This window comes from Oryzihumus sp. (assembly GCF_036391795.1).
Taxonomy (GTDB): domain Bacteria; phylum Actinomycetota; class Actinomycetes; order Actinomycetales; family Dermatophilaceae; genus Oryzihumus.
In genome coordinates, this window is sequence record NZ_DASVZH010000155.1 from 29757 (window position 1) to 48819 (window position 19063).

Below are 19063 nucleotides of genomic sequence, written 5' to 3' on the forward strand. Positions count from 1 at the left end.
ACCCCCAGCGAGGAATCTCCGTGAACATCAACGACTCCACCGTCGCGCTCGTCACCGGTGGCGCCTCCGGCCTCGGCGAGGCCACCGTCCGCCGCCTGCACGACGGCGGCGCCTCGGTCGTCATCGTCGACCTGCCCTCCTCGAACGGGAAGGCCCTGGCCGAGGAGCTCGGCGACCACGCGCGCTTCGCCCCGGCGGACGTGCGCGACGAGGCCCAGGTGCAGGCCGCGATCGACACCGCCAAGGAGCTCGGCGACCTGCGCGTCGTCGTCAACTGCGCCGGCGTCGGCACCCCCGGCCGGGTCGTGGGCAAGAAGGGCCCACTCGACCTCGAGACGTTCCGCAGCGTCATCGACATCAACCTGGTCGGCACGTTCAACGTGCTGCGCCTGGGCGCCGCCGCGATGCTCGACAACGAGCCGGTCGACGGCGACCGCGGCGTCGTGGTCATGACCGCCTCGATCGCCGCCTACGACGGACAGGTCGGCCAGGCCGCGTATGCCGCGTCCAAGGGTGGCGTCGTCGGCCTCACCCTCTCGGCCGCGCGCGACCTCGCCGACAAGGACATCCGGGTGGTCACGGTGGCCCCCGGCACGTTCGAGACGCCGATGCTCTCCGGGCTGCCCGGCGACGTGAAGGCGGTCCTCGAGGCGCAGGTGCCGCACCCCTCGCGCCTGGGCAAGCCGAGCGAGTACGCCTCCCTGGTCGCACACATCGTCGACAACCCGATGCTCAACGGCGAGGTCATCCGCCTCGACGGCGCGCTGCGGATGCCCCCGCGCTGACCCACCCGGTCCCCCCGGCGGTGGACGCACGAAACGGCCCGGATCCGCCCTCGCGAGAGCGGATTCGGGCCGTTTGGTGCGTCCGGTCGGGATGAGGGATGGCGCTGGTGACCAAGGTCCCTGTCAGGTGGTGACGGGCCGGCATACAAAGGACTCACGCCTTCGGCAACGGAGGCGGATCGGCCAGCAAACGAGGTCCAGACCGAAGGGGCAACCCGACGGACCCGCCGTGACGGACGGGTGGACAGGGCGCACTGGCCGAAGCCCGAGAGCGTCACCCCCGGACAAAAAGGAGGCCCCGCCAACTCATACTTGGCGGGGTCTCACTTTGCTGGCAGGACGATACCTGCAGGTCAGGGCTGTCCCCAAACTCCGGTCCCGGCGTCGGGCAGCTCGAACCACGCCACCGTGCCGCCCCCGGCGCGCGGCTCGAGGCCGATCCGGCCGCCGTGCGCCTCGATGATCCGCTGACAGGTGGCCAGGCCGATGCCGTGACCCTCGACGTCGACCTGCCCGGTGCGCTCGAACAAGGTGAACACCCCGGCGGCTTGCTCGAGGGGGACCCCCACCCCGCGGTCGGCGACCTCGACCCGGGACCCGGCCTCGCCTCGCCGGGCCGAGACCGTCACCCGGGCGGGCACGCCGGGGAGGGTGAACTTGAGGGCGTTGGAGATGAAGTTCTGCAGCACCGAACGCAGCTGGTGCTCGTCCCCGCGGACCACCGGCAGCGTGTGGATGACGAGGTCGGCCCCGCCGGCGCGGACGAGGTCCCCCAGGTCATCGCGCACGAGGTAGGCCACCCGGCCGAGGTCGACGTCCTCACTGCCGAGCCGGCCCCCGACGTGGCCGTAGTCGAGCAGCTCGGTCATCTGGGCGTGCATCCGGGCGGCCGACTGCCCGGCCCGCTCGGCCAGCCAGCGCCCCTCGGGGTCGGCGGCCACCGAGGGCAGGTCCGCGAGCTCCTGGACGTAGCCAATCACCGCGGTGAGGGGGTTGCGCAGGTCGTGGCTGACCTGGTCGGCGAACGCGGCGAGCTGGTCGTTGGACCGGCTGAGCTCGACCCGGGCCCGGGTCAGCTCGTCCAGCGACCGCTCGAGCAGCGCGGTGCGCCGGCGCAGCTCGAGGATGTCGACGATCTGCCGGGCGAGGGCGTCGAGGGCCCCCGCCTGGGCCGGGGTGAGGTGCCGCTCGACCTCGTCGAAGACGCACAGGGTGCCGATCGTGACACCCGCAGGGGTGCGCAGCCTGGCTCGAGGCGTAGAAGCGCAGCGAGGCGACGACCCCGGTGACGAACGGGTTCTGCGCGAAGCGCGGGTCGAGCCGGGCGTCGGGCAGGACCACCGGCCGCTGCTCCTGCATGGTGATGTCGCACATGGAGTCCTCGCGGGTGCAGATCGAGGGCCCGATGCCGAACGCCGCCACCTGATGCTGGTGGGTTTCGTCGATGAGGTTGATGACCGCCGTCGGCACCCCGCAGACCAGGGCCGCCAGCTCGACGAGGGCCTCGAGCTCGGGCTCCGGCGGCCGGCCGATGACGTCGTATGCGTCCAGCGCCGCCACGCGCACGATGTCGACCGCGGTCACGTCGGTCAGGGGTGGCGACAGGCTCTCCATGGCGTCGGCAATTCTGCCCGAATGGTGCCGTTTGCGTCCGGTGAACGCAGCACGTCACCCGGTTGGTCGTGGCCGAGGTGGCCGACCTCAGGGCTCGCGGGGTGGAGGTCGAGAGCTACTCCGACATGCCGGGCTTTGACACCGCGACCGGGATCGCCACCATCGGCTCGGCCAGGGCCGCATGGTTCCGCGACAGCGAGGGCAACCTTCTCGGCCTGGTGCCGCTGCCCCAGTAGCCTCGCCCCATGGGCAGGCCGCGCAGCGCCGGGATCCTGCTGCACCGCGTCCGCAACGGTGTGCCCGAGGTGCTGCTCGGCCACATGGGTGGGCCGTTCTGGGCGCGCAAGGACGACGGCGGCTGGTCGGTGCCCAAGGGCGAGCACGAGGAGTCCGAGCCGCCGCACGACGCCGCCCGCCGCGAGTTTACCGAGGAGCTCGGCCTGCCCGTGCCGGACGGCGCGTGGGCCGACCTCGGCGAGGCACGCCAGCCCAGCGGCAAGGTGGTGCGGGTCTTCGCCCTGGCGGCCGACCTCGACGTCGACGCGGCGACCTTCGGGACCTTCGAGATGGAGTGGCCGCCGCGCAGCGGGCGCCGGCAGCTGTTCCCCGAGCTGGACCGGGTCGCCTGGCTGGACCTGGATACGGCCCGGGCCAAGCTGGTGTCGGGCCAGCGGGTCTTCCTCGACCGGCTCGCGTCCCACATCGTGGCTACCGGCGAGTAACCCCGGGCACCCCTCCTCGTTACCCCGGTCACACCCGCGAGGAGGACCGATGCCGTCCGTGCTGCTCCGTTGTCGTGACCGCTCCGCCCGTCGCCCTGCCCTGGCCCTGGCTCTGCTCACCGGGCTCGCCACCGCCGTGGTCGCCGTCGCCCCCGGGGCCACCGCCGCCGGGACACCGGACCCGCTGGAGTCCGCCGTCCGCAACGTCCTGCCGCCCGGCCAGTCCGGCAGCATCGACGCCGCGAAGCTCGCCACGGTCGTCGCCGGCGACCCCCAGGGCCGCGTCGCGGTGGAGGGCCGCAACGCGCCGCCGAACTTCGCCGACCAGCTCGAGATGTATGACGGGCTGAACCGTCTCGACCCGGCTTCCGTCAGCGCCGGGGACGTCGGCCGGCTCTACAAGCGCGCCGGCTTCACCCCCGACACGGTGGTGCGCAGTGCCACGCCCAAGCCGGGGGTGCGCATCCGGTGGGACGCCTACGGCGTGCCCTACGTGGACGGGCGGAGCGCCGAGGACGTCGCGTTCGGCGCGGGCTACGCCGGGACGATGGACCGGATGTTCCTGCAGGACGTGCTCCGCCACGCGGGGGCCGCCCGTGCGGCGGAGTTCCTCGGCCCCACCGCGGGCAACACCGCCATGGACCGGCACCAGCTCCAGATCGCCGCCTACACCCCGGCCGAGGCAGAAGCCCAGCTCGACGGCGTGGTCCAGCGCTACGGCGAGGAGGGCCGGGCCCTGCTCGCCCGAGCCGATGCCTACCTGGCCGGGATCAACGCCGCCCAGCACGCCCTCTGCCCGGCCAACCTGCCCACCGGGCTGCACTGCCCGGCGGAGTACGCCGCGCTGCAGAAGGCCCCGAAGGACTGGACCCGTGCCGACCTGGTCTACGTCGCCTCCCTCGTCGGCGGCATCTTCGGCAAGGGCGGCGGCGGCGAGGCCGACAACGCCCGCTGGCTGCAGCAGCTCCAGGGCCGCTTCGGCGCGGCGCGGGGGCTGGCCTACTACCGCGACCTGCGCGCCAAGAACGACCCGGAGGCGCCGACCACGGCCAGCGTGCGCACCCCCTACGGCGGCGGTGACCCCAATCCCGCGCAGCCCGGCGTGGCCCTGCCCGACCTGGCCGGGCCGACCGCCGACGGCACCGGCTCGGACGTCGGTGGCGGCGCACCCCCGTTGGCCCACGCGCCCCCCACGCTCGGCCTGGACATGCCCCACGAGTCCTTCCTGCCGCTGACCACCCGTGGCGCGAGCAACGCTGCCCTCATTGCCGGTTCGCGCTCGGCGGACGGCCACCCGACGGTGGTGTTCGGACCGCAGACCGGCTACTACGCTCCGCAGCTGCTCAGCGAGGAGGTCCTCAACGGACCGGGCATCCACGCCCGCGGGGTGTCCTTCGCCGGCACCTCACTGGTGGTCGAGCTGGGCCGCGGACTGGACTACGCGTGGAGCGCCACGAGTGCCAGCAGCGACATCGTCGACACCGTCGCCGAGCGGCTGTGCGAGCCCGACGGCTCCGCCCCGACGGTGCACAGCACGCACTACCTGGCCGACGGGCGCTGCGTGGCTATGACCTCCTGGGTGCACGAGGAGACGGCGCTGCCCAACGCCGGGGCCACCAACCCGCCCCAGCAGCTGCGGATGCAGGTCCTGCGCACCGGGCACGGCATCGTGCAGTCCCGGGTGACGGTGCACGGCATACCGGTGGCGCTGGTGCTGCAGCGCAGCACCTACGGCCACGAGGTGGACTCGGTGATCGGCTTCGCCCGGGTCAACGACCCGGCGCAGGTGCACGACCCGGCCTCCTTCAACCGGGCCATGAGCGGGATCGACTACACGTTCAACTGGTTCTTCGCCAACGACAAGGACATCGCCTACTTCGGCTCGGGCCGGCTGCCGCAGCGGGCCGCCGGGACCGACCTCGACTTCCCGCGCTGGGGCGACAGCCGCTACGACTGGACCGGGTGGGTGCCGACCAGCGGCCACGTGCAGCAGGCCAACCCGCCCTCGGGCTACCTCGTCTCGTGGAACAACAAGCAGGCACCCGGCTTCTCCGCCGCCGACAACGTGTGGGGGTACAACTCGGTCTACCGCTCCCGGGCGCTGGCCGACCGGGTTGCCGCCCTGGCCGCCACCGGCCACGCGACCGTCCCGCGGCTGGTGGGCGCGGTCGCGGACGCGGCGACCGTCGACAGCCGCGCGCGGTACACGTTGCCCGCGCTGCTCGCCGTCCTCGGGGACGGCGGCAGCGACCCGCAGACCCGCAAGGCGGTGGCGCTGCTGCGCCGCTGGCTGGCCGACGGTGCGCACCGCGTCGACCGGGCCCGCAGCGGGCACTACACCGACCAGGCCGCGATCGCGCTGTTCGACGAGTGGTGGCAGCCGCAGCACGAGGCCGTGCCGGACTCCTCCCCCGGCGCGCTGCCCAAGGACGTGCTGCGCCCGGTGCTCGGCTCGCTCGTGGACCAGCTGCCCAAGGCCCTCGACGACCACCCGCGCGAGGGCAAGGGCTCCTCGTGGAACGAGATCGCCTGGTACGGCTACGTCGACGCCGAGCTGCGCCGCGCCCTCGGGCACGGGCCGGCCGGCACCCGGACGGCGTCGCTGTGCGGCGACCGGGCGGGGTGCGCCGACACCGTCCTCGCGTCCCTGACCGCCGCCGTCCAGCGCGCCCTGGCCGCCCAGAAGGTCACGGACGTGGACGCGCTGACCTACGACAAGCACCTGGACGACATCCGCCACACCACCGCCGGCCTGGTCGGGGTGCGGCCGATCGACTGGCAGAACCGGCCCACGTTCCAGCAGGTCGTGCACTTCACCACGGCGCGCTGACGCGGCGTAGTCCCTTCGCCGGATCCCCCGTGGACCCGGCGGAGGGACCGTGGTCGCACCTGTGGAGAAGGAGCGGCCATGGCCGGGTTCGTGCAGATCATCGAGTTCACCACCTCCCGCTTCGAGGAGCTGCAGAAGCTCGTCGACGACTACCGGGCCGAGCGGGAGGGCGGACCGGGTGGCCCGACCCGCGGCGTCGTCGCCCGGGACCGCGACAACCCGAACCGGTACGTCAACATCGTGGAGTTCCCCTCCTACCAGGAGGCGATGGCCAACTCCGAGCGGGCGGACACCACCGACTTCGCGGCCCGCATGGCGGCCCTGTGCGATGCTCCCCCGACGTTCTCCAACCTCGACGTGGTCGAGGAGTGGACCCGCTGATCCCCGCGCAGCCGGGGCCGGGTCGCACCGGCGCCGGCATCGACACGGTCCTGGACCGGATGCAGCGGCTGCTCGCGCCCCTGGAGTCGGCCCGTGATCCGAAGCGGTTCTTCCTGTCCACCTATGCCCGGACCACGGCCGCCGTCCGCGACGAGCTCGCGGCCGGCACGTTCCGGGACCCGGAATGGGTCGAGCGGTGGGACGTCGTGTTCGCCGAGCTGTACCTCGACGCGCTGGAGGCGCACGGCCGCGGCGACCCGGCACCGTTGCCGTGGCAGGCGGCCTTCGACGCCCGCGACCTGCCGCCGCTGCGCCACGTCCTGCTCGGCATGAACGCCCACATCAACCTCGACCTGCCCCAGGCCCTGCTCGCCGTCATCAGCAGTGCCGAGCTCGACGACCCCGCCCTGGTCCACTGGCGGCACGTGGACCACCGGCACATCGACACGGTGCTGTCCTCGCGGGTCGGCGCCGAGGACGACCACCTCTCCACGCTCGGCACGGCGAGCCTGAGCGACCGGCTGGTGGGCCCGCTCAACCGCTTGGGCATCAAGCGGTTCCTGCGGGAGTCCCGCCGCAAGGTGTGGGCGAACGCGATGGTGCTCGACCAGGCCCGTCGGCGCGGCCCCTTCGTCCTCGCCGACGGCCTGGAGCAGCTGGCGCGCCTGAGCGCCGGCAAGGTCGAGCAGCTCCTGGCGCCCGGACCGGTGATCCTGAAGCTGGCAGTGCGGGGGTTCGGCGTGAGCCTGCCTGACACCGACCAGCGCTGGCCCTGAAGCGATGCGGTAGCGCCCCGGGCCGCCGACCTACCCTCCGCCAAGGGGACCGCTACCCACCCGGGGGTGAAGCCGTGGACGTCCGGCTCGCGAACGCCAAGGACGCGTATGCCGTGCGCCTGGTCGGGCTGCGCACCTGGCCGGCGACCTACGGGCCGATCGCCGGCGCGGACTTCGTCTCCTACGGCCTGGCCCGTTGGCGGTCCCCCGAGGTGGTGCGGCGCAGCATCGAGGACCGGGGCACCTTCGTCGAGGTCGCCCGGGACCCCGACGCCAACGGGCCGGACGGGATCTGTCTGGAGAAGATGCTGGCGTGAGCACCGACGCATCCACCGACTGGCAGGCCTGGCACGAGCCCTACACGGACCCGACGTCGCCGCTGTCCCGGCGGCTGGCGATCGTGCAGCGACACATCGGGGCGTGGCTGGAGGGTCGCGGTGGCGTGCCAGCGCGGGTGCTGAGCCTGTGCGCCGGCGACGGGCGCGACCTGCTCGGCGTGCTGCGCGACCGGGGCGATCGGGACGACGTCGAGGCCACCCTCGTCGAGCTGGACGCGGGACTCGTGGCGACGGCCCGGGCGAGCGCGGCCACCCTGGCCACGGCCCGGGTGCGCGTGCTCGAGGGCGATGCGGCACTGGTCGACCTCTGGGCCGACGCCGTCCCGGCCGACCTGGTGCTGCTGTGCGGCGTGCTCGGCAACATCAGCGACGCCGACGTCGAGCGCACCCTCGCCACGCTGCCTGAGCTGTGCGCCGACGACGCCACGGTGGTGTGGACCCGGTCCCGCCGCGACCCCGACCTGACCCCGGCGATCCGGAACTGGCTGTCCGGCAACGGTTTCGCGGAGGTTGCGTTCGAGGCGCCGGACGACGTGCTGTTCAGCGTCGGCGTGCACCGGTATGCCGGGACACCCCGGCCGGTGCGACAGGGGCGGCGCCTGTTCACCTTCACCACCTGAGGTCACGCGACCTACATCGCGACCGGGAGCGGGGACCACCCGGCGCACATCGACAGCTTCCACCGGGCCCTCGCGCACCGGGACGACGTCACGACCAGCCACCTGACCCTGTTCACCCAGCCCAACGTGCCGGACGTGCGTGAGCACCTGCTCGCCCAGGACGCGGTCTGGGTCGGTGGCGGCAGCGTCGTGAACCTCATGGCGGTCTGGCGTGCCCACGGCATACCGGAGCTGTTGCGGGAGTGCTGGGAGGCGGGCGTCGTGCTGGCCGGGCAGAGCGCGGGCAGCCTGTGCTGGCACCTCGGCGGCCCGACCGACTCCTTCAGCGACGCGCTCGACACGGTCACCGACACGCTGGGCTGGCTGCCGTTCAGCAACGGCGTGCACGACAACTTCCCCGAGCAGCCGCGCCGCGCGGTGTATCGCGCGGCCGTCGCCTCGGGGGCGGTCCCCGCCGGCTACGCCAGCGAGGACGGGGTGGGGCTGCACTACGTGGGCACCGAGCTGCGCGAGGTCGTCACGGTCGTCGACGGCGCCTGCGGCTGGTGGGTCGAGCCCGACGGCCAGGGTTCGTGGCGTGAGGAGCGGCTGGAGGCCCGCCTGCTCGGCGACCGAGCATCCGGGTCAGGCCCCGAGGCAGCCACTCGGAGCAAGGGTCAGGACTTGGTAAAGCCCACCACCCGCGTGCTGCCCCACTGCGAAGGTTGAGCCATCAAGTTCCCCCCTCATCCCCTGGAGGCGGCGGTGCACCACTCCGTGACCCCCCTGCGGTCCCGGCTCCCCGGTCCCAGCCCGTACCCCGCATCGGCGGTCGAGCTCGTGGCCCAGAGCCTGGTCGACGGCACGATCTCCCTCGCCGAGCTCGACATGATGAGCGACGAGGAGGCCCTGCTGACGGTGGCCACCCGCCGCGCCCTGCCTGCCTAGGCCAGCACCCGGTCCACGAACGCCCCGAGCCGGTCCGTCAGGCGGCGGGCTCGCTCAGCCGGTTCCACCATCGACTCCCCCTGCGGCAGCTCCAGCGGCCGCAGCCCCCGGACGTAGAGCGAACAGGCCAGGTCGGCGCAGATGTAGGTGCCGACCGTGTTGCCCTCCCGGCCCGCGGACCCGGCCCGCGGCGCGACGAACAGCACGACGTCGGAGGGCTTGTGCGCCGACCAGCACAGGTTGCACAGCGCCGAGCCGCGGCTGGCGCTGGTCGACGGTGCCCGCAGCGACAGGCCCAGCGGCGTCCCGTCGCGCCACGTCACCAGGTAGGCGCGCGCCGGCGCCCTGGGGTCGCGCCAGCCGAGGTAGTCGAGGGTGTCCCAGTCGGTCGTGTCCAGCCCCGCCGGCAGGTTCAGCGCCTTGGCCTGGGTCTTGGACAGGTTGACGAAGCTGCCGCGGATGGCGGCAGCGGTGAGCGGCTCCATGGCGGCCACGGTGCCAGCCCCGACCGGCAGGCGTCGACCGGATATCCGGCTGCGCGCACGGGAGAGCCGCAGTACGGGATCGGCGCATCGATTCCGTTGTGGTGCGGACCGGTTCGGCTACCTGCCCAGGTCCCTCATCAGTTGACCGGTCCACCTGTCGGCGTGTCGCCAGCGTGTCGCCTGTGAACTTGCCCGGATCGCCCCACGGGCGGCGCCGCCCTGCGGTATCCATCGACAGGAGTCAATGGATCGGCATGAGGGACGGGTCATGGGGGCACAAGGGACCAGGGCGGCCAGACGCACGGCGGCCGGGGTGTCGGCGGTCGGGACGTCGGCGGGGAGAGGGGCCGGCTTCCGGCTCCGGTTCGGGGCGGCCGTGGGCGCACTGGCGCTGCTGTCGACCGGTGTGATCCTCGCCGTCGGCGGCAGCCGGCCCAGCTCGGCCGTCTCGCTGTCCCGGGGACAGCTGACCCTGACCCTGGGCGGGATCTTCCTCGCGGGCGTCCTGTCCGCTGCCCTGCTCGCCTGGGCCCTGGCCGGGCACCGGCACGCCACCCGCCGGCCGGGCATGGAGGTCCAGCCGGGCCCCGTGCGAGCGCAGCGCGTGCCGCCCGCCGAGCGACCCACCGGGCTCGGCGAGCGACGTGCCGCCCGGGCCACGCGCACCCGGGTGCGCGTCGCCCAGGTGCGGTCGAGCCGGCGTACGGTCGCTCCTCCCGCCCCGGGCACGCGGGCCGCGCTGCGCTCGAACCGGGGACGCCAGGCCCTGCGCTGACCGCTCGCTTGTCACCACGCGTGGCTAGGCTCGGCCGGGAGGCGCGATCGTGCCTCGGCGGGGAGGTCACGACATGGACCCGGTGCAGGTGGACCTCGGCGGCGTGCCCGAGACGCTGCTGTGGAACCTCTACCAGCGAGCGAGCGAGGCGCGGCAGGACCACCCCGTGCTGCGCGACCCCAAGGCGGTCGAGCTGGTCGAGGCGATCGACTACCCGTTCGCGGCGCGGTTCGGCTCCGGCGAGCTCGGCCAGTGGCAGGCCCTGCGGGCGGCGACGTTCGACCGCGAGGTGCGCCGGTTCCTGCGCACCCACCCCGACGGCACCGTCGTGGCGCTCGGCGAGGGGCTGGAGACGCAGTTCTGGCGGGTCGACAACGGTCGGGTGCACTGGCTGACGGTCGACCTGCCCGAGACCGTCGACGTGCGCACCCGGCTGCTGGGTCCGGCCACCGGGCGGCAGTCCGTCGCGGCGGTGTCGGCGCTGGACCCGGCGTGGATGGACCGCGTCGACCCCCGCCGCGGCGTGCTGGTCACGGCGCAGGGTCTGCTGATGTACCTCCAGCCCGAGGAGGTCCACGGCCTCGTAGCCGCCCTGGCGCAACGGTTCCCGGGCGCAGAGACGGTGCTCGACGGGGTGCCGCCGTGGTTCAGCCGGCGCACCCGGGCCGGGCAGATGCGCACGAGGCAGGGCTATGTCACCCCGCCGATGCCGTGGGCCCTCGATGCGTCCGAGCGCCGTCGGCTGCTGGCGATCCCCGGGGTCGACGAGGTCCAGGAGCTGGTCCCGCCGCGCGGTCGGGGCGTGCTGCACGGCTGGGTCGCCCCCGTGGTCAACCGGTCGGCGCGGGTGCGCGCCCTCGGGCTGACCGGCCTGCCGATCCTGCGTCTGCGCTTCGCCGCCGCCTGAGCCCTGGAGCCCGTCATGCTGCTGCGCAACGTCCAGCCCGGCGACGTCGAGGCCTACGTGCGGATGCGTTGTGACCCGGCGATGATGGGCGAACTCGGCGGCCCGCTGCCGCGCGATGGCATCGAGGACAAGGTCGCCCGCGACGTCGCGGCCGCCGAGTCCGGCGAGTCGCTCATCCTCATGGTCGTGCCTGACGAAAGCCGGCCGGAGGAGGCCGCCGGCTGCGTCGTGCTGTGGTCGCACGAGGACGAGGAGTCCCCAGGCGAGACCGTCTCCGAGGTGGGCTGGATGATCCTGCCGGAGTTCCAGGGTCGAGGCCTGGCCAAGGCGGCGGTCCGGGATCTCCTGGAGCGGGCACGCCACGAGGGCCGGTGGGGGCTGGTGCATGCTTTCCCTGGCGCCACGAACGCGCCGTCCAACGGCCTCTGCCGTTCGCTCGGCTTCACCTTCGTCGGCCCGTGTGACGTCGACTTCGCCGGTCGGTTGCTGCATACCAACCACTGGCGGATCGACCCCGCGACCGAGCTGGGCGGCTGAGCCGGCCACACGGCATACACAGGAGCAGAACGCAGTGGTGACAACGGGTTTCGTCGTGGAGGTCGAACCATGGGACAGCCCCGACGGGGAGCGGCTGCGCGCGGCCCAGCGGGCCGAGCTGATCGCGGCCTACGACGGCGACGTCGAGCCGGGCACGAAGCCGAGCGCGGCCGACGTCAGCGTGTTCCTGCTGGCCCGCGACGCCTCGGGCGAGGCGGTGGGGTGCGGCGCGCTGCGTCACCTCGGTGACGAGGTCGCCGAGGTCAAGCGCATGTATGTCGCGCCCGCGCACCGGGGTTATGGCGTCTCGCGGCTGGTGCTGGGCGCTCTGGAGGCGCAGGCCCTCGCGCGGGGCTGGACGGTGCTGCGGCTGGAGACCGGACCGCTGCAGGCCGAGGCCATCGGGCTCTACACCAGCGCGGGCTATGCGCCGATCCCGGCGTTCGGTCCTTACGTCGGGTCGGCGACCTCGCTGTGCTTCGAGCGCCGCCTGGGTGGCGTTCGCCCAGCCGGGCAGCCCGGGTGAGGCGGGCCCACGGCAGCCCCCGAGTCGGGCGCTGCCGTGGGCGCTCGATCAGGCAGCCAGCGAGACCTGCGCGCCGGCGGGGGCGCCGTAGTGGTCGACGATCTTGTTGAGCTCGGACTGGTAGTAGAGAGTGTGCAGCCCGAGGACGAAGACCAGCACGATCCCGAGCGCCGGCGAGCAGGTCGGGGCCAGACCGGCCGCACGCTGCCTCTCGGCGATCCGCTGGCCGGTGCCGTAGACCGCCAGGTAGGGCGGGACCACCAGGATCCACCCGAACAGGAAGGCCAGGAGGGTCGCGGCGGGGTTCACGGGGTGGCGGCGGTCAAACGCGGCCATCTCCGCGTTGACCTTGTACCACCACACCAGGTTGTAGATCCCGAGCGTGACCAGCGGCAGACCGAGCCACACGGCGAAGACGTTGCGGCGCTTCATCATCGTGCCGACGGCGAGGATGGCGGGTGGCTGCGGCAGCAGCTGTCCGTGGCCCTGGAACTGGGACTGGGCCTCGGGCTGGAGCTGGGGCACCATCTGCACCGGTGCAGGCTGGCTCAACGCCAGCTCGTGCCCGGGCGAGTCGACGGTCGCCGGCTCAGGGGAAGCCTGTTCGGTCATGCCTGTCCTCTTTCATGCAAGCGCCCCCGGCACCTGTGGTGCCACGGGCGGGGCTCAACGAAGCCGGGCAAGCATGGCAGCGAATCCGTTGCCGCATGGCCCTTTTCAGGGAAGTCAGCCCCTGCGTGCGCTCACGATGATCTCGGGGCTGCCGTCGGTGAACGCCGAGCCGCCCCAGTCGCCATGGACGGTCTCGATCGCGAAGCCCGCGGCCCCGAGGGTCCGCTCCAGCGTCGGCAGGTCACGGAAGGCGAGCACGCTTCGGCTCTCGACGTGATCGGTCGGGTCGGCGCCGAGGACGTAGTGCGTGGTGAAGCTGACCGTGCCGTCACCGACGTCGTTCACCTCGTGCCAGGACTCAACGAGCCGGCCGTCGATGACCGCCGCGGCCCGGGAGCGCTGGGGAGTCCATCCCTTCCACGCCTGCATCGCCGGGTTGCGCGTCTCGAACGTCAGCACCCCGCCGGCCACCAGAGCCCGGCCGAGGTGTCCGAGCGTGGTCGCCCAGTGCTCCTCGGTGACAAACACCTGGGCCACGTGGCCGGCCATCACGGCCAGGTCGAAGCCGCGCTCGGGCAGGTCGGCAGCGGTGCCCTGCAGCCACGCCACGGCCTCGGCCCCCGGCTTGGCGCGCGCCGCGCCCAGCATCCCGGCGGACGGGTCGACACCGGTGACGTGGTCGGCGCGCTCGGCCAGCTCGATCGCCAGGGTGCCGGTGCCACAGCCCACGTCGACGACGCGCCGCGCGTCGAGGCGGCGCGCCAGGGCCAGGTAGTGGTCGACGTCCCAGCGCCCGTTGTTCTGGACGTCGTAGAGCGCGACGAGGCGAGGATCGTCATACAGCTCGTCAGCCATGGGGCCGCACGGTAGCCAGCGGGACGACCACCCGCCAACGGCGGCATCCCGCGGGTACCGTTCACCAGGGGAGCCCGCCCGACCCGGGAGGTGCACGTGGACCGGCAGCCGATCGTCGCCGAGATGGAACGCGCGCGCCTGGACTTCCACCGGCTGCTGGACACCGCCACGAGCGCGGACCTGCGGGCCGGGACGGACGGCACCCGGTGGACCAACGAGCAGCTGCTCTTCCACATGCTGTTCGGCTACCTCGTCGTGCGCACCCTGCTGGTGCTCGTCCACGTGCTGTCCCGGGCGCCACGCGGGGTCTCGCGACGGTTCGCGGCCGCCCTCAACGCGGCGACCAAGCCGTTCCACGTCGTCAACTACGTCGGGTCGCTCGGCGGTGCCCGTGTGCTCGGCCACGCCGGCATGGAACGGGTGCTCGACCACGTCATCGCGCGGCTGCAGGCCAGGCTCCTGCGGGAGAGCGACGCGGCCCTGGCCCGCGGCATGCACTTCCCCGTCGGCTGGGACCCCTACTTCACGGACGTCATGACCGTCGGCGACGTCTACCACTACGCCACCCAGCACTATGACCACCACCGCCGTCAGCTGACCCTCCCGGGCGCCTCGGCATGAGTCACGAAGAAGCGGCCACCACGCCGCGATGGACGATCTCGCTGACCGCGTCACGGGCGGTGCGGCCGACCCCGATGAGCGTTGCCGAGGCCGGACCGGTCCAGTCCCCGTAGCCGAGGAGGTGCAGGCGCGGCTCGCCGATCGCCCGCGTCCCGTCGGTGGCGATGTGGCCGTCCGGCCCCCGCAGCCCCAACGGGGCGAGGTGACCCAGCGCCGGCCGGAAACCCGTGCACCACAGGACCGTGTCCGCCCGCGACCGGCGCCCGTCGGACCACGCCACCCCTTCCGCGGTGAGCCGTTCGAACATCGGGTGCGCGACGAGGACGCCACGCGCCCGGGCCTCCCGCACGCTGGGGACCATGACGATGTCGCCCAGGCTGGCGACACCACCGGTGTCCGCCCTGCCGGCGTCCAGGGCCCGGCGTCGGGCCGTCGCGACCTCGAACAGCACCCGCCCGTCGACGTCGTCCGGCAGGAAGCGGGGCTGGCGGGGCGTGACCCAGGTGGTGCGGGCGACCGTGGAGATCTCGGCCAGCAGCTGCGCGGCCGAGTTGCCGCCGCCGACGACCACCACGTCCTGGCCGGCGAGCGCTCCGGCGCTGCGGTAGCCGGCCGTGTGGAGCTGCTGCCCCCGGAACAGCTCCTGCCCCGGGTAGTGCGGCACGAAGGGGCGCGCCCACGTGCCGGTCGCGCTGATGACGGCACCTGCGGTCCACGCTCCCCCATCGGAGTCGACGCGCAGCAGCCCGCCCGGGTCGCCGTCCTGGCGGCAGACCGACCGGACCCGCACCGGCCGCAGGACGGGGAGCTCGTAGCGCGCCTCGTACCTGGCCAGGTAGTCGGCGACGTGGGCGGCCGGCGGGAAGGCTTCGCCGTCCCACCTCGGCATCAGCCACCCGGGCAGGGAGGAGTACTCCGGCGGGGAGAACGCGCGCAGGCTCGGCCACATGCGCGCCCAGGCACCGCCCGGCTCGAGCGCCGCGTCCAGGATCGTGAAGCCCCCGCCAGGTTCGAGTCCCGCCCGACGAAGGTGGTAGCCGGCGGCCAGCCCGGCCTGGCCGCCGCCCATGACCAGGACATCGGTATGCCGTGTGGCGGCCTGGTCCGGCGCGTGCGGCCCGGGCGCGCTCATGCCCGCCAGGACACCACGGCCGACGCTGGGCGGTCCCCGGCGAGCTCGGCGGGGCCGGCGCCACCGGCCAGGGGGCCGGCCATCAGCAGCAGCCCGTGTCGAGGACGCGGGAGAGGGCGTTCATCGCCTTGGGCACCAGGCGGTAGTGCACGTTCATGCCGTCCCGGCGCTTGGTGACGAGGCCGGCGGTGAGCAGCTGCTTGAGGTGGTGGCTGGTCGTCGGCTCGGACAGGCCGACCACCGGTGCGAGGTCGCAGGTGCAGGCCTCGTAGTCCGGCTGGGAGAGCAGGTGGTCCACCAGCAGGAGCCGGGCCGGGTCGGCCAGGGCCTTGAGCCGCACCGCGAGACCGACGGCGTCGTCCCGGGACATCCGGGTCGCGGGCGCACCGAGCGGGGCGCAGCAGATCGGTGAGGCGTCCTGCAGGAGGGGCAACGGCTTGGGCATGAAGAAATCCTCGCAACCTTCTTGACGAACGTCAAATATCTAGGGATTCTATGAACATCGAAGAGGTCGTCCCGCTCACCGAAGGAGAAGTCGATGTTGCCCGTGTCCACGACCCACGCCCTGGCCCTGGCCCGCGCCGAGGAGGTGCAGCGGACGGCCATCCGCGCCTGGCTGCGCGAGCCCGCACCCGCGCGTACCGCCTGGCTCACCTCGGCCGTCTCGGCGCTGACCCGCCCCCTGCACCGCGAGGCTGCGAGCGCCACCCGTCGCGCACCCTCCTCCCCCGCCGCCTGCTGCGCCTGACCCTCACCCCGACCCGAGAGGCACCCACCATGTCCCGCATCCAGCTCGCCCTGAACGTCAACGACATCGACGCCGCCGTGGACTTCTACTCCACCTTGTTCGCGACGGAGCCGGCCAAGCGCCGCCCGGGCTACGCCAACTTCGCGGTGGAGAACCCGCCGTTGAAGCTGGTGCTGTTCGAGAACCCGGCCGCGACCGGCACGCTGAACCACCTCGGGGTCGAGCGCGCCACGATGGACGAGGTCGCCGAGCAGGCCGACCGGCTCGAGGCCGCCGGCCTGGGCCTGGAGACGGAGGGGGACGTGGTGTGCTGCTACGCCCGGCAGTCCAAGCACTGGGTCACCGGACCGGACGGGCAGCGGTGGGAGAACTACGTCGTCCTGGCCGACGCACAGCCCGAGCTCGAGGGGCACGGCGCCGGACCGGCCGCCACCGCCGGCGGGTGCTGCGGCACGAGCGCCCCCGCCGACGGGACCGCCACCGGGGCCGGTGGGGCCGACGAGCCCGCGGCGGCGGCCGGCTGCTGCTGACCGCGCCGACCCTGCCGGGTTCACCGAGTGTTCGTTTGACGGCAGCGGCCGGGCGCCACGACGATTCATGGTGCGATGACTACTCACGTTGACCTGAATCACCGGCGTCCGGCCGACCCGCCGGTGCTGGACCAGCCGTCGGTCAAGCTGTTCGCCGACCCGCTGCGCGCCCGGCTGGTGTCCCTGCTGGCCGCCGAGCAGCTGTGCACCTGCCACCTGGCGGCGGCCACCGGGGCACTGCCGACGGCTGTGTCCAACCACCTGCGCCAGCTGCGCGAGGCCGGGGTCGTCGAGACCGAGGCCTGCGGGCGCTACACCTACTACCGGCTGCGGCCCGAGGCGCTCGACGCCGTCGCGGCCCAGTTCGCCGCCCTGGCCCAGGCCGCCCGCACCGCCCCGCGCAGGCCCTGCTGATGGCTGGGTCCGCCTCCGCCCCCGGGCTGGGTCGCCGGCTCGTGGCCGAGCTGGTGGGCACCGCGATGCTCGTCGCGGTGGTCGTCGGCTCGGGCATCGCCGCCCAGCAGCTCTCGCCGGGCAACGTGGGGCTGCAGCTGCTGGAGAACTCCACCGCCACCGTGCTGGGCCTGACCGTGCTCATCCTCATGTTCGGGCCGGTCTCGGGCGCCCACTTCAACCCCGTGGTCTCCGCGGCGGACTGGCTGCTGGGCCGCCGCACCGGGACCGGCCTCAGCGGGCGGGACCTGGGGGCCTACACGCTGGCGCAGGTGGCAGGCGCCGTCGCGGGCGCGGTCCTGGCCAACCTCATGTTCGACGTGCCCACCCACCTGGCCACCCACGACCGCACCCACGCCAACCTCTGGCTCGGGGAGGTCGTGGCCACGGCCGGGCTGGTGGCGCTCATCTTCGCCCTCGCCCGCACAGGTCGCGCAGCCCTGGCGGCACCGGCCGTCGGCGCCTACATCGGGTCGGCGTACTGGTTCACCTCCAGCACCTCCTTCGCCAACCCGGCGGTGACCGTCGGGCGGATGTTCTCCGACACCTTCGCCGGCATCGCCCCGGCCTCCGTCCCGGGGTTCGTCGTCGCCCAAGTCGTCGGCGGTGCGGTCGGCCTGGCGCTGGTGCGGCTGCTCCACCCCGACGTCGCCACCGTGGCCGACGACGTCGTCCTTCCTCACGGTGTCAGCCGCCCGCCCGCCACCACCGAGCCCGCGCCCCACGCGGCCCGAACTCGTTGAAAGGCCAGCCGATGACCCCCAAGCCCAGCGTCCTGTTCGTCTGCATCCACAACGCCGGCCGCTCGCAGATGGCCGCGGCCTACCTGACCCACCTGTCCCGCGGACGGATCGAGGTCCGCTCGGCCGGGTCCGAGCCCGCGGACCAGGTCAACCCCGCGGCCGTGGCGGCCATGGCCGAGGAGGGCATCGACATCGCCGCCGAGACGCCCAAGGTCCTGACCACCGAGGCGGTCCAGGACTCCGACGTCGTCATCACCATGGGCTGCGGCGACACCTGCCCGTTCTTCCCGGGCAAGCGCTACGAGGACTGGGTGCTGGAGGACCCGGCCGGCAAGGGCGTCGAGGCGGTCCGCCCGATCCGTGACGAGATCCGGTCCCGGGTCGAGGCGCTGGTCGCCGAGCTCCTGGCCACACCGGGCAGGCCGGCCCGCTAGGCGGCGCTGGGAGCGCCGCCACCAGGGGTATGCCGGGGCGCCGGGTCGCGGGGTCAGCAGCCCGAGGCTGCCTTACCCTCCGGTGGCGCCATCGCGGTGAGCTCCCAGTACGGCGCGTGCCCCGGCCCGCTCTGGCCGAGCGAGAGCTGGGCGTGAGCCGGGACGCCGGGCCGGACGTCCCTGGTCCACTCCAGCACCGGCCCCAGTGGTGAGGGCGAGCTGCCCGCGGCCGTCCAGTGCAGCGCCGTCATCTCCGCTGCCACGTGCGCCCGGACCCTCTGCTTCGGCAGCCCGGCCGTGAACTGGTACGCGACGAGCACGGTGCTCCAGCCCTCGGTCCCCGGCCTGCCGTCGCAGGAGCCCCAGAGGGGGGCCGCCTCGGTGCGCTGCTCGACGTCGGCACCGGCCGGGAGCGCAGCGGCCACCTGCCGCAGGGCCTGCAGGCGCAGTCCGCCCGGGTCGCCGCCGGCGCGGTCGCCCCGGGAGGCCGCCACGACCCACGGGATGGCCATCGCCAGGGCTGCAGCCACGGCGAGGACCAGCCAGAGCTGGCGGCGTGGTGTGGTCGGCTCAGCCAGTACGTCCCCCCGGACCTCGGTCATGGGGCCATGCTGCCCGAGGAAGCGGCCCGGCGTCCGGCAGCTGTCGGGTTCGGGCGAGCCATGTCCGCCTGGGCTGCTGCCGTGGCGAGCAGGAGCCGGCCACCCGCGAT

The 19063-nt window shown here is 73.5% G+C and carries 27 protein-coding genes; 20 read left to right on the forward strand and 7 right to left on the reverse strand.

Features of this window, described 5'->3' with window-relative positions; genetic code table 11:
• Positions 1 to 20: 20 nt before the first annotated feature.
• The gene (locus tag VF825_RS09235; RefSeq protein ID WP_331112464.1) at positions 21 to 785 is read left to right on the forward strand and encodes a 3-hydroxyacyl-CoA dehydrogenase; all 765 of its coding nucleotides are present in this window, start codon (positions 21 to 23) and stop codon (positions 783 to 785) included.
• 353 nt (positions 786 to 1138) lie between these two features.
• Here VF825_RS09235 and VF825_RS09240 read toward each other — a convergent pair whose 3' ends face one another.
• Positions 1139 to 1765 carry a HAMP domain-containing sensor histidine kinase gene (locus VF825_RS09240; RefSeq protein ID WP_331112466.1) on the reverse strand — a complete coding sequence of 209 codons (627 nt, stop codon included), beginning with the start codon at positions 1763 to 1765 and terminating at the stop codon, positions 1139 to 1141.
• A gap of 702 nt (positions 1766 to 2467) precedes the next feature.
• On the opposite strand from VF825_RS09240, the gene VF825_RS09245 reads away from it, so the two are divergent.
• The 9 genes from VF825_RS09245 to VF825_RS09285 all read left to right on the forward strand — a co-directional run bounded on the left by VF825_RS09245 (position 2468) and on the right by VF825_RS09285 (position 8993).
• The gene (locus VF825_RS09245; protein WP_331112468.1) at positions 2468 to 2635 is read left to right on the forward strand and encodes a hypothetical protein; all 168 of its coding nucleotides are present in this window, start codon (positions 2468 to 2470) and stop codon (positions 2633 to 2635) included.
• A 9-nt stretch (positions 2636 to 2644) separates the two neighbouring features.
• Positions 2645 to 3121: an NUDIX domain-containing protein gene (locus VF825_RS09250; RefSeq protein WP_331112470.1), complete on the forward strand. Its 477-nt coding sequence runs from the start codon at positions 2645 to 2647 to the stop codon at positions 3119 to 3121.
• A 49-nt stretch (positions 3122 to 3170) separates the two neighbouring features.
• Positions 3171 to 5951, forward strand: a complete 2781-nt coding sequence (locus VF825_RS09255) for a penicillin acylase family protein (RefSeq protein WP_331112472.1) — start codon at positions 3171 to 3173, stop codon at positions 5949 to 5951.
• A 78-nt stretch (positions 5952 to 6029) separates the two neighbouring features.
• Entirely contained in the window at positions 6030 to 6332 is a 303-nt protein-coding gene (locus VF825_RS09260) for a hypothetical protein (RefSeq protein WP_331112474.1), read from the forward strand.
• Entirely contained in the window at positions 6320 to 7108 is a 789-nt protein-coding gene (locus tag VF825_RS09265; RefSeq protein ID WP_331112475.1) for a DUF5995 family protein, read from the forward strand. The genes VF825_RS09260 and VF825_RS09265 overlap by 13 nt, the downstream gene beginning before the upstream one ends.
• Positions 7109 to 7182: 74 nt before the next feature.
• Positions 7183 to 7425 (forward strand): hypothetical protein, encoded by a 243-nt coding sequence (locus tag VF825_RS09270; protein ID WP_331112477.1) that lies wholly within the window; start codon positions 7183 to 7185, stop codon positions 7423 to 7425.
• A complete protein-coding gene (locus VF825_RS09275) occupies positions 7422 to 8066 on the forward strand; it encodes a class I SAM-dependent methyltransferase (protein ID WP_331112479.1) in 645 nt (214 codons plus the stop codon). The genes VF825_RS09270 and VF825_RS09275 overlap by 4 nt, the downstream gene beginning before the upstream one ends.
• A gap of 15 nt (positions 8067 to 8081) precedes the next feature.
• Complete coding sequence (locus VF825_RS09280) at positions 8082 to 8774, forward strand: peptidase E (protein ID WP_331112521.1); 693 nt, start codon at positions 8082 to 8084, stop codon at positions 8772 to 8774.
• A gap of 48 nt (positions 8775 to 8822) precedes the next feature.
• A complete protein-coding gene (locus tag VF825_RS09285) occupies positions 8823 to 8993 on the forward strand; it encodes a hypothetical protein (protein WP_331112481.1) in 171 nt (56 codons plus the stop codon).
• Here the strand turns inward: VF825_RS09285 and VF825_RS09290 are convergent.
• Entirely contained in the window at positions 8990 to 9478 is a 489-nt protein-coding gene (locus VF825_RS09290) for an FBP domain-containing protein (protein ID WP_331112483.1), read from the reverse strand. The genes VF825_RS09285 and VF825_RS09290 overlap by 4 nt on opposite strands.
• Before the next feature lie 268 nt (positions 9479 to 9746).
• On the opposite strand from VF825_RS09290, the gene VF825_RS09295 reads away from it, so the two are divergent.
• The 4 genes from VF825_RS09295 to VF825_RS09310 all read left to right on the forward strand — a co-directional run bounded on the left by VF825_RS09295 (position 9747) and on the right by VF825_RS09310 (position 12223).
• Entirely contained in the window at positions 9747 to 10253 is a 507-nt protein-coding gene (locus VF825_RS09295; RefSeq protein WP_331112485.1) for a hypothetical protein, read from the forward strand.
• Between the two features lie 73 nt (positions 10254 to 10326).
• The gene (locus tag VF825_RS09300) at positions 10327 to 11160 is read left to right on the forward strand and encodes a class I SAM-dependent methyltransferase (RefSeq protein WP_331112487.1); all 834 of its coding nucleotides are present in this window, start codon (positions 10327 to 10329) and stop codon (positions 11158 to 11160) included.
• Between the two features lie 15 nt (positions 11161 to 11175).
• A complete protein-coding gene (locus VF825_RS09305; protein ID WP_331112489.1) occupies positions 11176 to 11697 on the forward strand; it encodes a GNAT family N-acetyltransferase in 522 nt (173 codons plus the stop codon).
• Positions 11698 to 11734: 37 nt separating this feature from the next.
• The gene (locus VF825_RS09310; protein ID WP_331112492.1) at positions 11735 to 12223 is read left to right on the forward strand and encodes a GNAT family N-acetyltransferase; all 489 of its coding nucleotides are present in this window, start codon (positions 11735 to 11737) and stop codon (positions 12221 to 12223) included.
• A gap of 48 nt (positions 12224 to 12271) precedes the next feature.
• Here VF825_RS09310 and VF825_RS09315 read toward each other — a convergent pair whose 3' ends face one another.
• The gene (locus VF825_RS09315) at positions 12272 to 12835 is read right to left on the reverse strand and encodes a DUF4234 domain-containing protein (RefSeq protein ID WP_331112494.1); all 564 of its coding nucleotides are present in this window, start codon (positions 12833 to 12835) and stop codon (positions 12272 to 12274) included.
• A gap of 114 nt (positions 12836 to 12949) precedes the next feature.
• The gene (locus VF825_RS09320; protein WP_331112496.1) at positions 12950 to 13690 is read right to left on the reverse strand and encodes a class I SAM-dependent methyltransferase; all 741 of its coding nucleotides are present in this window, start codon (positions 13688 to 13690) and stop codon (positions 12950 to 12952) included.
• 96 nt (positions 13691 to 13786) lie between these two features.
• Between VF825_RS09320 and VF825_RS09325 the strand changes: the two genes are divergently transcribed.
• On the forward strand, positions 13787 to 14311 hold the full coding sequence (locus VF825_RS09325) for a DinB family protein (protein ID WP_331112498.1): 525 nt from the start codon (positions 13787 to 13789) through the stop codon (positions 14309 to 14311).
• 1 nt (position 14312) lies between these two features.
• Here VF825_RS09325 and VF825_RS09330 read toward each other — a convergent pair whose 3' ends face one another.
• Both VF825_RS09330 and VF825_RS09335 read right to left on the reverse strand, forming a co-directional pair.
• Entirely contained in the window at positions 14313 to 15443 is a 1131-nt protein-coding gene (locus VF825_RS09330; RefSeq protein ID WP_331112500.1) for an ArsO family NAD(P)H-dependent flavin-containing monooxygenase, read from the reverse strand.
• Positions 15444 to 15525: 82 nt separating this feature from the next.
• Positions 15526 to 15888, reverse strand: coding sequence for a metalloregulator ArsR/SmtB family transcription factor (locus VF825_RS09335; protein ID WP_331112503.1), 363 nt, complete (start codon positions 15886 to 15888; stop codon positions 15526 to 15528).
• Positions 15889 to 15981: 93 nt separating this feature from the next.
• Between VF825_RS09335 and VF825_RS09340 the strand changes: the two genes are divergently transcribed.
• The 5 genes from VF825_RS09340 to VF825_RS09360 all read left to right on the forward strand — a co-directional run bounded on the left by VF825_RS09340 (position 15982) and on the right by VF825_RS09360 (position 18351).
• A complete protein-coding gene (locus VF825_RS09340; RefSeq protein WP_331112505.1) occupies positions 15982 to 16191 on the forward strand; it encodes a hypothetical protein in 210 nt (69 codons plus the stop codon).
• Positions 16192 to 16220: 29 nt separating this feature from the next.
• Positions 16221 to 16721, forward strand: coding sequence for an ArsI/CadI family heavy metal resistance metalloenzyme (locus VF825_RS09345; protein WP_331112507.1), 501 nt, complete (start codon positions 16221 to 16223; stop codon positions 16719 to 16721).
• Positions 16722 to 16796: 75 nt separating this feature from the next.
• Positions 16797 to 17135, forward strand: a complete 339-nt coding sequence (locus VF825_RS09350; protein WP_331112509.1) for a metalloregulator ArsR/SmtB family transcription factor — start codon at positions 16797 to 16799, stop codon at positions 17133 to 17135.
• Positions 17135 to 17917 (forward strand): aquaporin, encoded by a 783-nt coding sequence (locus VF825_RS09355; RefSeq protein ID WP_331112511.1) that lies wholly within the window; start codon positions 17135 to 17137, stop codon positions 17915 to 17917. The genes VF825_RS09350 and VF825_RS09355 overlap by 1 nt, the downstream gene beginning before the upstream one ends.
• 11 nt (positions 17918 to 17928) lie before the next feature.
• Entirely contained in the window at positions 17929 to 18351 is a 423-nt protein-coding gene (locus tag VF825_RS09360) for an arsenate reductase ArsC (RefSeq protein WP_331112513.1), read from the forward strand.
• 53 nt (positions 18352 to 18404) lie between these two features.
• Here VF825_RS09360 and VF825_RS09365 read toward each other — a convergent pair whose 3' ends face one another.
• Positions 18405 to 18953 carry a hypothetical protein gene (locus VF825_RS09365; RefSeq protein WP_331112515.1) on the reverse strand — a complete coding sequence of 183 codons (549 nt, stop codon included), beginning with the start codon at positions 18951 to 18953 and terminating at the stop codon, positions 18405 to 18407.
• Positions 18954 to 19063 lie beyond the last annotated feature (110 nt).